The sequence below is a fragment of the Hyphomonas sp. genome (assembly GCF_013823385.1).
In the GTDB taxonomy this organism is placed as follows: domain Bacteria; phylum Pseudomonadota; class Alphaproteobacteria; order Caulobacterales; family Hyphomonadaceae; genus Hyphomonas.
This window is the reverse complement of the sequence record NZ_PNMA01000002.1, coordinates 78405-90989: the sequence shown is the minus strand read 5'-3', so window position 1 is coordinate 90989 and position 12585 is coordinate 78405. Positions and strand designations below refer to the sequence as shown.

General features: G+C 63.8%; 13 protein-coding genes. 11 read left to right on the top strand and 2 right to left on the bottom strand.

Annotated elements, in window-relative coordinates; all coding sequences use genetic code 11:
- Window positions 1-19: 19 nt before the first annotated feature.
- Window positions 20-1462 (top strand): beta/gamma crystallin-related protein, encoded by a 1443-nt coding sequence (locus C0456_RS02285; protein WP_291047811.1) that lies wholly within the window; start codon window positions 20-22, stop codon window positions 1460-1462.
- Here the strand turns inward: C0456_RS02285 and C0456_RS02280 are convergent.
- A complete protein-coding gene (locus tag C0456_RS02280) occupies window positions 1459-2211 on the bottom strand; it encodes a glycosyltransferase family 2 protein (protein ID WP_291047810.1) in 753 nt (250 codons plus the stop codon). The genes C0456_RS02285 and C0456_RS02280 overlap by 4 nt on opposite strands.
- 151 nt (window positions 2212-2362) lie before the next feature.
- Between C0456_RS02280 and C0456_RS02275 the strand changes: the two genes are divergently transcribed.
- On the top strand, window positions 2363-4156 hold the full coding sequence (locus tag C0456_RS02275; RefSeq protein WP_291047808.1) for a monovalent cation:proton antiporter-2 (CPA2) family protein: 1794 nt from the start codon (window positions 2363-2365) through the stop codon (window positions 4154-4156).
- 11 nt (window positions 4157-4167) lie between these two features.
- On the opposite strand, the gene C0456_RS02270 is transcribed toward C0456_RS02275, so the two are convergent.
- Window positions 4168-4899 carry a hypothetical protein gene (locus C0456_RS02270; protein ID WP_291047807.1) on the bottom strand — a complete coding sequence of 244 codons (732 nt, stop codon included), beginning with the start codon at window positions 4897-4899 and terminating at the stop codon, window positions 4168-4170.
- Window positions 4900-5040: 141 nt separating this feature from the next.
- Between C0456_RS02270 and trmD the strand changes: the two genes are divergently transcribed.
- The 9 genes from trmD to C0456_RS02225 all read left to right on the top strand — a co-directional run bounded on the left by trmD (window position 5041) and on the right by C0456_RS02225 (window position 12574).
- Entirely contained in the window at window positions 5041-5796 is a 756-nt protein-coding gene (trmD, locus tag C0456_RS02265) for a tRNA (guanosine(37)-N1)-methyltransferase TrmD (RefSeq protein ID WP_291047806.1), read from the top strand.
- Window positions 5783-6340, top strand: coding sequence for a 50S ribosomal protein L19 (rplS, locus tag C0456_RS20855; protein WP_367179189.1), 558 nt, complete (start codon window positions 5783-5785; stop codon window positions 6338-6340). Before trmD ends, rplS begins: the two co-directional genes overlap by 14 nt.
- A gap of 124 nt (window positions 6341-6464) precedes the next feature.
- Window positions 6465-7862 carry a 3-isopropylmalate dehydratase large subunit gene (gene leuC, locus C0456_RS02255; protein ID WP_291047805.1) on the top strand — a complete coding sequence of 466 codons (1398 nt, stop codon included), beginning with the start codon at window positions 6465-6467 and terminating at the stop codon, window positions 7860-7862.
- A gap of 25 nt (window positions 7863-7887) precedes the next feature.
- Complete coding sequence (bioB, locus tag C0456_RS02250; RefSeq protein ID WP_291047804.1) at window positions 7888-8850, top strand: biotin synthase BioB; 963 nt, start codon at window positions 7888-7890, stop codon at window positions 8848-8850.
- A 94-nt stretch (window positions 8851-8944) separates the two neighbouring features.
- Entirely contained in the window at window positions 8945-9928 is a 984-nt protein-coding gene (cysK, locus tag C0456_RS02245; protein ID WP_291047803.1) for a cysteine synthase A, read from the top strand.
- Window positions 9929-10018: 90 nt separating this feature from the next.
- Complete coding sequence (locus C0456_RS02240) at window positions 10019-10657, top strand: glutathione S-transferase family protein (protein WP_291047802.1); 639 nt, start codon at window positions 10019-10021, stop codon at window positions 10655-10657.
- A complete protein-coding gene (locus C0456_RS02235; RefSeq protein ID WP_291047800.1) occupies window positions 10654-11502 on the top strand; it encodes a VOC family protein in 849 nt (282 codons plus the stop codon). Before C0456_RS02240 ends, C0456_RS02235 begins: the two co-directional genes overlap by 4 nt.
- 11 nt (window positions 11503-11513) lie before the next feature.
- A complete protein-coding gene (leuD, locus tag C0456_RS02230; RefSeq protein WP_291047798.1) occupies window positions 11514-12143 on the top strand; it encodes a 3-isopropylmalate dehydratase small subunit in 630 nt (209 codons plus the stop codon).
- Window positions 12122-12574: a hypothetical protein gene (locus tag C0456_RS02225; protein WP_291047796.1), complete on the top strand. Its 453-nt coding sequence runs from the start codon at window positions 12122-12124 to the stop codon at window positions 12572-12574. The genes leuD and C0456_RS02225 overlap by 22 nt, the downstream gene beginning before the upstream one ends.
- Window positions 12575-12585 lie beyond the last annotated feature (11 nt).

Sequence of the window (12585 nt, the reverse complement as noted above, 5' to 3'; positions counted from 1 at the left end):
ATGGACGAAAGGAGCCCTCATGCGGGTCTCGATCCGGTATTTCGCGCTTGTTCTGTCGCTTCCGGCTGCTGCTGCCCTGCCGGCCTTCGCGCAGGGTGGCTATTATGACGACTACCAGCCCCCGGCCGCCATCGCCCTCTTCTCCTCGCAGAATTTCCAGGGCGACGTGCGCGAAGCCTTCGACCCCTTCGGCTCGCTGCACGACCTTGCCTTCAACGACCGCGCCCGCTCCGTCGCGGTGCTCGCCGGACAGTGGGAGCTTTGCGAACATGCAGACTTCACCGGCCGCTGCGTCTTCATCCGCGAAGATGTGCCCGATCTCGGCTGGTTTGACCTCAACGGCCGCGTCTCCTCCATCCGCCCGATTTTCGAATATACCGAGGCCCAGCACGGCCTCATGTTCACGCGCGACAATAACGGCTACATCCGCTACGCGCACAACCAGTCCTATGGCTATGACACCTGGAATTACGGCTATTCCAGCACCGTCCGTATAAGTGTCCAGCATTACGGCTATTCGCCCGACTATTGGCGCTTTGGCTATTACGATCCGCGCTGGGGCTATGATCCCTATGGCTTTGCCTGGCGCCCCGTCGGTGGCCCGCGCTATGTCTCCTACACCTACCGCGTTCATCCGCGTCCGGTCATTATCAACACCTACTGGAAAACGCACTGGAGCTCGAGCCACAAGCATTGGGACCGCCGCGGCCACCGGGACGACTGGCGCCGCAAGCCTGACTGGCGCGGAGACCCTGGCCGCAGCCCGGGCCGGGGCAGCGATGGCTGGGACCGCGACCGTGACCGGGACCGGGGCGGCCGTGATGGCGGCCGGACCGGCGGCAGCCGTGACGGATGGCGCAGCGATGGCCCGCGCACTGATGGTTCGCGTACGGATGGGTCCCGCAGAGACGGCCCCCGCGCAGACGCGCCCCGGTCAGATAGCCCACGCACAGGCACCGGCCGTCCCCCGCGCGCTGAGACCAGCACAATCCCGACTGATCCCCGGCGCGGCGATGGCCGCAGCAGAGGCGACGGCCGTGAAGGCGGAAGAAGCGACTGGCGGGGGAGCCGCGATGCCGGCACTGTAACGCCCTCCTCCCCACCCGTGATCAGCTCTCCCCCCTCAGGCCGTCCGGATCGCGGCAGTGGGTCTCGCGGTGAAGGCCGCAGGCCTGGCGGCGATGGCGCCCTCCTCGGCGCGCCCGATGGTGGGGGCAGCCGCCCGGTCGCCGATACGCCCCGCCGGGGTGGTGGCGGCGAAGGCAGCTGGCGTGGAGATGGTGGCCGCCGCGATGGCGGCGCCGCGTCCGCCCCTGCGGCGTCAGCCTCCCCGCCGCCACCGCCGCCGACAGCCGTATCCCGGCCGGCGCCACCTCCGCGTGTAGAACGGGGCGGCCGTGGTGGAGAAGGCCGGGGCGGCGGCATTTCCAGAGGCGATGGCCCCCGCCGCGATCCGGATTAACCGTTCGCGCGCGGATCATCCCACTCGGCGGCGATTCCATAGCCGCCCCGCCGGATCAGCCAGAACATGCCGATCAGGTCGAACACCCCCGCGCCCAGGCGGCCGAGGAAGCCATATTTGGATTGCCCGGCCAGGCGCGGGCGATCATTCACCAGTTCTTCGCGCACCTCCCACCCGGCCCGTTTGATCAGGGCCGGGAGGAACCGGTGCATCGAGGCAAAGAAGGGCAGGTCTCTGAACGCTGACGTGCGGATCAGTTTCCACCCGCATCCGGTATCCTTGGCATCATCCTGAAGCACAAACCGGCGCACACCATTGGCGATGCGCGATTGCACCCATTTGAAGCCTGAATCGTTCCGGCTGTTGCGCTTGCCGGCAATGATGCCCAGGCGTGGCGGCGCGCCCGGCGCGATGATCTCGCGCCACAGGCGGGCGGTATCGGCCGGGTCGTTCTGCCCGTCCCCATCCAGCAGTTGCACCCAGTCCCCGCGCGCGGATTTGAGGCCGGTGAACAGCGCGGCCGATTTTCCCCGGCGCTGCACATGGGTCAGCACGGTCACCGTCTCCGGATGGCGCGCCCTGGCTTCGGCCAGTTCCGCGCCGGTCGCGTCGGCGGAGGCGTCATTGACACAGACAATCTCGAAATCGATCCCGGCAAGGGCCGCATGCACCTCATCAATCACCGGATGGATGTTTCCGGCTTCATTGAAGAAGGGGATCAGAACGGTAAGCTGAGGCGCTGGGCTCATGGGTTGGCCTTGTGGAGACCCCCGCCTCATAACCGCAAATCGGGGCGCCTGCCACCCATGCTGCGCGGGCCGCCCGCCTGGCGAGGCAGGCGTTGCGCCGCGCGCCAATCCCTCTAAGACTTACCCCTCAGGCAGACCGCAGGGGAAACTGATGGCCGCTGAAACACACGCCGCCCATGCGGTGGATCTCGCCCCAGTCGTTATTCTGCTCGGGGCTGCCGTCCTGGCCGTGCCCCTGTTCAAGAAGATCGGCTTTGGCTCGGTGCTCGGCTATCTCGCCGCCGGCCTCGTCATCGGGCCCTTCGGCTTCCGTGTGTTCACAGAGCCTACGGCCATCCTGCATGTCGCCGAACTTGGCGTCGTCATGTTCCTTTTCATCATCGGGCTGGAGATGCAGCCCTCCCGCCTCTGGTCCATGCGGAAGGAAATCTTCGGCCTCGGCCTGGCCCAGGTCGGCGTCTGCATCCTGCTGCTCTGCTGGGTCGGGATGGCGCTCGGCTATCCGGCGCAAACCTCGCTGATCGCGGGCACAGGCTTTGTCCTCACCTCCACCGCCATCGTCATGCAGATGCTGCAGGAGCGGGGAGACCTTGCCAAGCCGCGCGGGCAGAAGATGGTCTCCATCCTGCTGTTTGAGGATCTCGCCATCGTGCCGCTGCTCGCGCTCGTCGCCTTCCTGGCGCCGGGAGGCGGGGAGGTCTCTTTGGGCCAGCGCCTGCAGGGCGTCGCCATCGGTCTTGGCTGCATTCTCGGCCTCGTCCTGGCGGGCCGATACCTCCTCAATCCCATCTTCCGCGTGCTCGCTGCGGCCCGCGCCCGTGAGGTGATGACGGCCGCGTCGTTGCTCCTCGTGCTCGGTGCGGCCTGGTGGATGCAGCTTGGCGGCCTCTCCACCGCGATGGGCGCCTTCCTGGCCGGCGTGCTCCTGTCAGAATCGTCCTACCGGCACGAGCTTGAAGCCGACATCGAACCCTTCCGCGGCGTGCTGCTCGGCCTCTTCTTCCTCGCCGTCGGCATGTCGCTCGATCTCAACGTCGTTGCCGCCAACTGGCAGGTCATCGCCATCAGCGTCGTCGCCTTCACCCTGCTCAAGGCCGCCGGGGTCTATGGCGTAGCCCGCCTGTTCAAGGCTGGCCACCGCGAAGCCATCGAGCGGACAGTCCTGATGACCCAGGGCGGGGAGTTCGCCTTCGTCCTCTATGCCGCCGCGCTCGCTGTCGGCATCATTGATCCGGAAGGCTCCGCCATGCTGACGGCCATCATCATTGTGTCGATGCTGATGACGCCGCTCTTCGTCCTCATCCATGACCGGCTGATGCCGGAAGTTGAGGTCGATGCTTCGGGCGTCGAAACCCCGCATGACGCGCGCGGCACGGCCCTGCTGATCGGCTTTGGCCGGTTCGGCCAGGTGGTCAGCCAGCCCCTTCTGGCACGCGGCTACACCATCACGCTGATTGATAACGACCCCGAGATGATCCGTGTCGCAGGGCAGTTCGGCTTCAAGGTCTGGTATGGCGATGGCGCCCGGCTCGACATTCTCCATGCGGCCGGGGCCCATCATGCCAGCCTCGTGCTGGTCTGCGTCGATGATCAGGCCGCCGCCACGAAGATTGTGGAGCTTGTCCGCCACGAATTTCCAGGCGCCCTCCTGCTCGCCCGGGCCTATGACCGCGATCACGGCCTCGAACTGGTCAAGGCCGGGGTCGACTATCCCGTCCGCGAAACCTTCGAATCCGCCCTCAAATTCGCCCATGCCGCGCTCGACCGGCTCGGGGAGCCGGAAGACGCCATCGCCGATGCCATCGAAGAAGTCCGCCGCCGCGACGAGGAACGCTTCGCCCTCCAGCTCACCGGCGGCACGTTTGCCGGCCGCGAACTGATGTTCGGCAATGGCGGCGGCGCTGTGCCGCTGAATGCCAAATTGGATCAGAAGAACGAAGGCTAAGCGGCAGTACGTCACCCCCGCGCCCGAAGCGCGCAAATCGAGAGCTTTGGTGCCAGGGCTTCCAGATTGATACGGTATTCATTGGCGTTGAGCGCAACGAACCCGCTGGGTGCGGCCGTGTCTTTCTTCGCCGCTTCATCTATTTGGGCTTGGTATAAGCCAACCAGCGCGGCAATGGACGCAGCGTCCGTGATACTTCCTTTTTGCGCCAGGCGAGTGCGGACCGTCCCCTCAACTTCGTAGATCGCGCTCATCAGAAGCTCAAATGCGCGCTGCTCGTTGTTGAGCGATGCGTCGGACAGCCCGCGAAGTTTCAGCCCGTTGGTCCAGTTCTCATTTAGGCCAATTGTCTCTCGCTGCATGCAGGCGAAGGCTGAAACCGCATCTGTGTAGATCGCGGCGCGCTCCGTTGGCTGATAGTATGTTTTTCCGGAAGTCGACAACGCGCTCACCGCGCCGACGCCAATAGCCACATCGGCATTAGCCCCCAGCGCAACCGCAGTGGCGCCGCCCACGGCGGCCAAAAACAGCGGCACATCAAAAAGCTGCCGGCCGTTTGCGAGTTCGTTCGCAGCTTGCGAATATTCATTTGTCGCATCACCTAGAATGGTCAGGCCAGTATCCAGGGTTTTCGCTTTGCCAGCAGCGTCGGCCCATTCCCGCGGCGGGGCAAAACTTACCGTCGCGCACCCGCCCAGCATGATCAGCCCGCAAAGGGCCATAGTACCACTTTTCACCGTCATCCCAGCCTCCCCAACTTCCCATAATACAAATATATACCCTAGGCTGGATCGTTCTGAAACCGAAACGATATTTGTGGCTGATTGGGTATCCTGGGAAAGAAGGTATTTGTCTGGCGGTCCGAGCGCCGCTAAACCCCGCCCATGTTCAAGGCCACTGCCATCACCCTCATCCCGGAAGCCTGGCCGGGGCCCCTCGGCGCCTCCATCCTCGGGCGGGCGCGCGCCGAAGGCATCTGGGATCTCGAAACGGTCGATCTGCGCCAGTTCGGCCTCGGCAGGCATCGCAAGGTGGATGACACGCCCGCCGGGGGCGGGGCAGGGCTGGTGCTGCGTCCGGATGTGGCCGCCGCAGCGGTCGATAGTGTCCGGAAGTGTCCGGATTTGTCCAAAACTGTCCAGGAAGTGTCCCGGCCTGTCATCTATCTGTCCCCGCGCGGACGCCGGTTTGACCAGGAAATGGCCCGCCAGTGGGCCGCCGGGCCGGGCGTCATCCTTTTCTGCGGCCGGTTTGAAGGGCTGGACGAACGCGCCATCGAAGCGCGGGATATGCAGGAAGTTTCTCTCGGCGATTTCGTCCTGGCAGGCGGGGATGTCGCCGCCATGGCCATGCTGGAGGCCGCGATCCGTCTTCTGCCCGGCGTGGCGGGAAATTCTGCTTCAATTACAGGGGAATCTTTCGAGAATGGCCTGCTTGAATACCCCCAATATACCCTCCCCAGAGAGTGGGAAGGCCACAAGACCCCGGAAGTTTTGCTGTCCGGCGACCACAGGCGGATAGAAGAGTGGCGAATCAGCCGCTCAAAGGCGTTGACTTTTGAGCGCCGCCCCGATTTATACGCCGCTTACTCCGAAACCCCGACCCCTACTGCGCCGGAGACTGGCGATGAACCTGATTAAAGAGCTTGAGACCGCCGAAATGGCCCGTGTCCTCGGCGACAAGAAAATTCCGCAATTCTCGCCCGGCGATACCCTCGCCGTGAACGTGAAGATCAAGGAAGGCGACCGTGAGCGCGTCCAGCGCTATGAGGGCGTCTGCATTGCCCGCTCCGGCGGTGGCATCAATGAGAGCTTCACGGTCCGCAAGATCTCCTTCGGCGAAGGCGTTGAGCGGGTCTTCCCGCTGGTGTCCCCGCTGATCGACTCGATCGAAGTGCTCCGCAAGGGCCGCGTCCGCCGCGCGAAGCTCTACTATCTGCGCGACCTGCGCGGCAAAGGCGCCCGTATCGCCGAGCGTACGACCGGTCACGGCATCGAGGTGCAGGAAGTCGCTGTCTCGAAAACCGAGCGCCGCCGCCAGAAAGACGCAGAGAAGGCAAACCGCAAGGAAGCCGCTGCCCAGGCCCGCGCCGACAAGGCCAAGGCTGACGCTGCTGCTGCCGAGGCCGCTGCGGCTGAAGCCGCCGCCGCTGCAGAAGCTCCCGCCGAGGGCGGTGAAGCGTAAGCTTCTGGCTGAAACATATCAGCTATGTGAAACGCCCTCCCTTCGTGGAGGGCGTTTTCGCATGGGCAAGGCTTCCCTATGTGCGCGTCAGCGTTATGGTGCGCCGCGAAAGTGAGAGGCCGAAATGTCCCCTAAGACGCTCTACGACAAAATCTGGGATGCCCATGTCGTCCACACCGACGCGCAGTCGGGCGAGAGCCTCCTTTATATCGATCTTCACCTGATCCATGAGGTGACGACGCCTCAGGCTTTTGCAGGTCTCAAATCCGCCGGCCGCAAGGTGCGCCGCCCGGAGCTGACGCTGGCCGTTGCCGATCACAATACCCCGACCGAGAACCAGTCCCTCGGCCTTGCCGGCGTGAAAGACCCTGAAGCCCGCAACCAGCTTGAAACGCTGACGCGGAACGTTGCCGAACACGGCATCGAATTCTTTCCGATGGGCGACATCAATAACGGCATCGTGCATGTGGTCGGCCCGGAGCAGGGGCGCACCCAGCCGGGCATGACCATCGTATGCGGCGACAGCCACACTTCCACCCATGGCGCGTTCGGCGCGCTGGCCCATGGCATCGGCACCTCGGAAGTCGAGCATGTGCTGGCCACGCAGACCCTGCGCGCCCGCAAGATGAAGAATATGGCGGTGGAAGTCTCCGGCCGCCTGCGCGACGGGGTGACGGCCAAGGATCTCGCCCTGCATGTCATCGCCATCACCGGCACAGCGGGCGGCACGGGCCATGTCATCGAATATCGCGGCGAAGCTGTCCGCGCGCTTTCGATGGAAGGCCGCATGACGCTCTGCAACCTCTCCATCGAAGGCGGCGCCCGCGCAGGCCTCATCGCGCCGGATGACGTGACGTTCGACTACATGAAGGGCCGCCGGTCTTCGCCCAAGGGCGGGGCCTGGGAGGTCGCCGAGAAATACTGGCGCACGCTGTTCTCTGATGAAGGTGCCGTGTTCGATACGGTGATCCACATCAAGGGCGAAGAAGTCGAGCCGACTGTAACCTGGGGCACCAGCCCGGAACAAGGCATTCCCCTCTCCGGCCTTATTCCGAAGCCGGAGGATTTTGCCGATCCGGTCAAGCGGGCCGCCTGCGAGCGCGCGCTGGAATATATGGGCCTTGAAGGCGGCAAGCCGATTGCCGGAACGCCGGTGCAGCGTGTTTTCATCGGCTCCTGCACCAACAGCCGGATCGAAGATCTGCGCGCCGCCGCCGAAGTTGCCAAAGGCAACAAGGTGGCGCCGGGCGTGCGCGCCATGGTGGTGCCGGGCTCTGGCCTCGTGCGCGCCCAGGCGGAAGCCGAAGGGCTCGATCTCATTCTGATGGAAGCTGGCTTTGAGTGGCGGGAACCGGGCTGCTCCATGTGCCTCGGCATGAACCCGGACATTCTTTCGCCGGGTGAGCGCTGCGCCTCCACATCCAACCGCAATTTCGAAGGCCGGCAGGGCAGGGGTGGGCGCACCCATCTGATGAGCCCCGCACTGGCTGCCCGGGCCGCCATCAACGGCGTCCTCGGATAATCTGTTAACTGATCAGGATCATTTCATGACGTCTTCTGACCTCACCCCCCGCCAGAACTGGACCCGCGAGGAAATCGCGGCCATTTATGATCTGCCCCTCGATCAGCTTTTTGCGCGCGCGCTTGCCGTGAAGGCTGCCCATTGGGCAGATGGGGCCGTGCAGAAATCCCAGCTCCTGTCGATCAAGACCGGCGGCTGCGCCGAGAATTGCGGCTATTGCAGCCAGTCGGCGAGCTTCAAGACGGGCCTGAAGGCTGAAAAACTGCTCCCGGTGGAAGAGGTCGTCGACGCCGCCCGCCGCGCAAAGGCCAATGGCGCTGACCGGTTCTGCATGGGCGCCGCCTGGCGCTCCCTGAAAGACCGTGACCTGCCCAAAGTCGCCGAAATGATTTCTGCCGTCAAAGCTGAAGGCCTCGAAACCTGCGTGACGCTCGGCATGCTGGAAGAAGGCCAGGCCGAAGCGCTGAAAGAAGCCGGCCTTGACTATTACAATCACAACCTCGACACCTCGCGAGAGTATTATAGCACGGTCGTCACGACACGGACGTTTGACGACCGGATCGAAACGCTGGGCCGCGCGCGTCAGGCCGGCATCAAACTCTGCTGCGGCGGTATCCTCGGCATGGGCGAGTCGCGCGCTGACCGGGTGGGCCTCATTCATGAACTCTCCCTGCTGAGCCCCCATCCGGAAAGCGTTCCGGTCAACAAGCTGGTGCCCATCGAAGGCACACCGCTGGCAAACAGCGAAGAGCTCGACACGCTGGAACTCGCCCGCGCGATTGCGGTTTGCCGCATCGTATTCCCGAAAAGCTGGGTGCGCCTCTCGGCGGGCCGCGAAACCATGAGCCCGGAAGGTCAGGCGCTCTGCATCCTGGCCGGCGCCAACTCGATCTTCGTGGGAGACCGCCTGCTGACCACCGCCAACCCGGCGATGGACAAGGACGCCCGACTACTGGAATCCGTGGGCGGCAGCTGCGCGACCTGCTGATCAGCCTTTAGATACGCTAAACGCTGCCTTGGTTGCCATTCCGGCTGCGCGGCCCGATATTCTCCCTTCAGAAAAGATCTGAAGGGAGAAAGTCATGACCGGAACAGTCAAGCTTGAGGGCGGTGTTACGCTGGATGGCCCACGCGGGCGGGTCTATGGCTCGATCCTTGAAACGGTCGGATCCACGCCGCTGGTTCGCGCCGAGAAGTTCGCCAAGGCCGAAGGCGTCGGGGCAGATCTTCTCTTCAAACTCGAATTCTTCAATCCGCTCGCCAGTGTGAAAGACCGGATCGGTCTGGCGATGGTCCTGGGCCTTGAAGCAGACGGCAAGCTGAAGCCCGGCGGCGTGCTGGTTGAGCCAACGTCGGGCAATACCGGCATTGGCCTTGCTTTTGTCGCCGCCGCCAAGGGCTATCGCCTGATCCTCACCATGCCGGAATCGATGTCGATCGAGCGGCGCAAGATGCTCGCTTATCTCGGCGCAGAGCTGGTGCTGACACCGAAAGAGAAGGGGATGGGCGGCGCCATCGCGCGCGCCAAGGAACTGCTTGCCGAAATTCCCGGCGCGGTCAGCCCCAGCCAGTTCGACAATCCGGCAAACCCGGCGATCCACGAAAAGACCACTGCCGAGGAAATCTGGGCCGATACTGCCGGCGGCGTTGATGCCATAATTTCGGGCATCGGCACGGGCGGCACCTTCACCGGGGTCGGCCGCGTCCTGAAGCCGCGCAAGCCCAGCCTGAAAATGTTCGCGATCGAGCCGGAAGCCTCGCCGGTCCTCTCCGGAGGCGCGCCCGGCCCGCACATGATCCAGGGCATCGGCGCCGGATTCGTCCCGGGCAATGCCGATACCGGTCTCATCGACGAGATCGTGAAGGTCTCCAACGATGAGGCGTTCGAGACAGCCCGCAAGCTCGCAAAGACCGAAGGAATCCCGGGCGGCATCTCGTCGGGCGCCGCGGCGGCCGCGGCCGTTCGCATCGGCAAGCGGCCGGACATGGCGGGCAAGACCATCGTCGTCATCCTGGCGAGCTTTGCCGAGCGCTACCTTTCGACCGCCCTTTTCGACGGGGTTTGACCGGCCAGGGGCTTCGCAGCGGCAGGGCTCGCCAATCTCCGGCAGCTGGTGGATAAGTGCCGCCAGCAGACACATCACTGGAGGAACCCGATGGCGCGCTACACACTTCACGGAATGTGGCCGTCGGGGCCGACCTACAAGGTCGGCCTGATGCTGCGCCTGACCAATACGCCGCATGATTACGAGCATGTCGATCTGCGGGCCGGCGCGCACAAGGCGGACGCCTTCCTGGCGAAGAACCGCTATGGTCAGGTGCCGGTGCTGGATGATCATGAGAAAGACATCTGTCTTTCCCAGTCTTCGGTGATCCTTGATTACCTCGCCGATGAAACAGGCCAGTTCGGCGGCAAGGATCGTTCTGAGCGCCTGCGCGCGCGCGAATGGCAGTTCTGGGGCGCAGGCCCACTTACCACTGGCATTTATCGCACGCGGGCGGTGAAGCTGGGTTTCTTCAAGTTTCCGGAGGAGGTTCAGGCGGCAAACCTGCAATCGGCGCTTGGCGCGCTGAAGGAGCTCGACGGCCTGCTTGCCGGGCGCAGCTGGCTGGTCGGCGGCGGCGCTACGATTGCTGACCTCGATATCTATGGCATCACCGCCTATACCGGTCAGGCCCAGATCGACCTGCAGGGGGTCGGCAATGTCCGCAAATGGATGGGCCGTGTGGAAGACCTTGCCGGGTTCAAGGGGCCGCAGGATTGCCTGCCACAAGCCAGTGTAAAAGCGCCGTGATTACCGGACTCGACCATCTGGTGCTGCTCTGCCCGGAAATCGACTCCGGCGTGGCGGTCTATGAACGGCTTCTGGGCCGGAAGGCAGACTGGCGGGCAGAGGTGGAAGGGGGTGGCGCTTCGGCCCTGTTCCGCCTTGGCAATACCTCGCTCGAACTGCTGGCCCCGGCCGGGGAGGGGCCGCTGGGTGATCGTCTTGCAGAGCTGATCGAGGCGAACGGGCCGGGGCTGACGACGCTCGCCTTCGGCAGCGATGGCCTTACGGCAGACCGCGAGACGTTCCTTCGCCGGGGGCTCGAGCCAGGTGCCGTCACGCAAGGACAGTCCACGCATTCTGAAACTGGGGCGCAGCGCCAGTCGCAGAGCCTGCGCCTCCCCGACGAGAAAGCTGGCGGGATCAAGGTGTTCATCGTCGAGCCGGGGGAGGGCGTGCTTTCACCGGCGCCCGCGGCGGCGGATGCGGTCCACGGCCTCGATCATGCGGTGGTCAACACCGCTGCCCCTGACCGGGCGCTCGCCTTTTATGGCGCGAAGCTCGGGCTGCGGCTGGCGATGGACCGGACCAACCCGGACTGGGGCGTGCGCCTGATCTTTTTCCGCACGGGCGGGCTGACGATTGAGGTCGCGCGGCGACTGTCCGAGCCTGAGGATACCTCCCGGCCCGATACCTTCTGGGGGCTGACCTGGGCGGTCGAGGATATCGAGGCGGCTCACAAGCGCCTCTCCGGCAGCGGCTTTGATATTTCTGAAATCCGCAAGGGCAGGAAGCCCGGCAGCCGGGTCTTCACCATCCGCAACGGTACTATGAACGTGCCGACCTTGTTCATTGCCCACGAGACGGTTTAAAAGCTCAGCCCATGACCCCCTTTACACGCCTTGATGGAACCGCCGCGCCGCTCATGGACAAGGGCAAGCCCATGTCCAATGTCGACACCGACATGATCATCCCCAAACAGTTCCTGAAGACGACCGAGCGTACCGGTCTGGCAAAGGGCCTCTTCTATGAGCTGAAAACGCGGCCCGATGGCTCCGAAGACCCCAACTTCGTGCTCAACCGTCCGCAATACGCCAAGGCGAGCATTCTGATCGCGGGCGAGAATTTCGGCTGCGGCTCCTCGCGCGAACATGCCCCCTGGGCGCTGGCAGATCAGGGCATCACCTGCATCATCGCGCCGTCCTTTGCCGATATCTTCCACAATAACTGCTACAAGAACGGCATCCTGCCCGTCCGTCTTCCGGCAGAGGTCTGCGAAAAACTCGTGGCGGAAGCGGGCGGTCCCAACCATGTGTTTTCGGTAGACCTGCAGGCCCAGACGGTGACGACGCCCTCGGGCGAGGTGCATCGCTTCGACATTGATCCTGGCCGCAAATCGAACCTGATTGCAGGCCTTGATGAAATCGGCGCTTCGCTGACCGCGGCCTCCGAGATCGACCGGTTCGAAGATCAGCGCCGCCTGTCGACGCCTTGGCTGGAACGGGCGCGCTGATTTTTCAAGAGCAGTGGCCTGGCGGCTTTTGGCAACTTGCTGATGAATATTCCGGCAGTGCGGGTCCGGTTCGCCGTTGGAATAATTTTCCAGTCCATAAAAGGAAGGAAGCAACGATTATCCGTTGCCCTGGCAAACTGTGTTTCCTACAATATTTTTCACTCAGAAAGCGGGGAATTATGGTTCGTTCTACACTGCGCAGTTTGCCACTCATCGCCATGCTCTCAGTAGTTGCGTGCGCCGGCACACCAGACGGCATGGCCGCAAATGAAGAGAGAGAGTGCCGCGCGCTCGATATTACCGGCTCTAAAATTGCCAAGCGTGAATGCCGGACGGTTTCCGATTGGGCAAAGCGTGATCAGGAACAGGCCGCTCAGGCCGAAGCCGCCAGCGCAAGCGCAAAACAGAATGTCGATCCGAATTCTTTTTGATTAATCGGCTG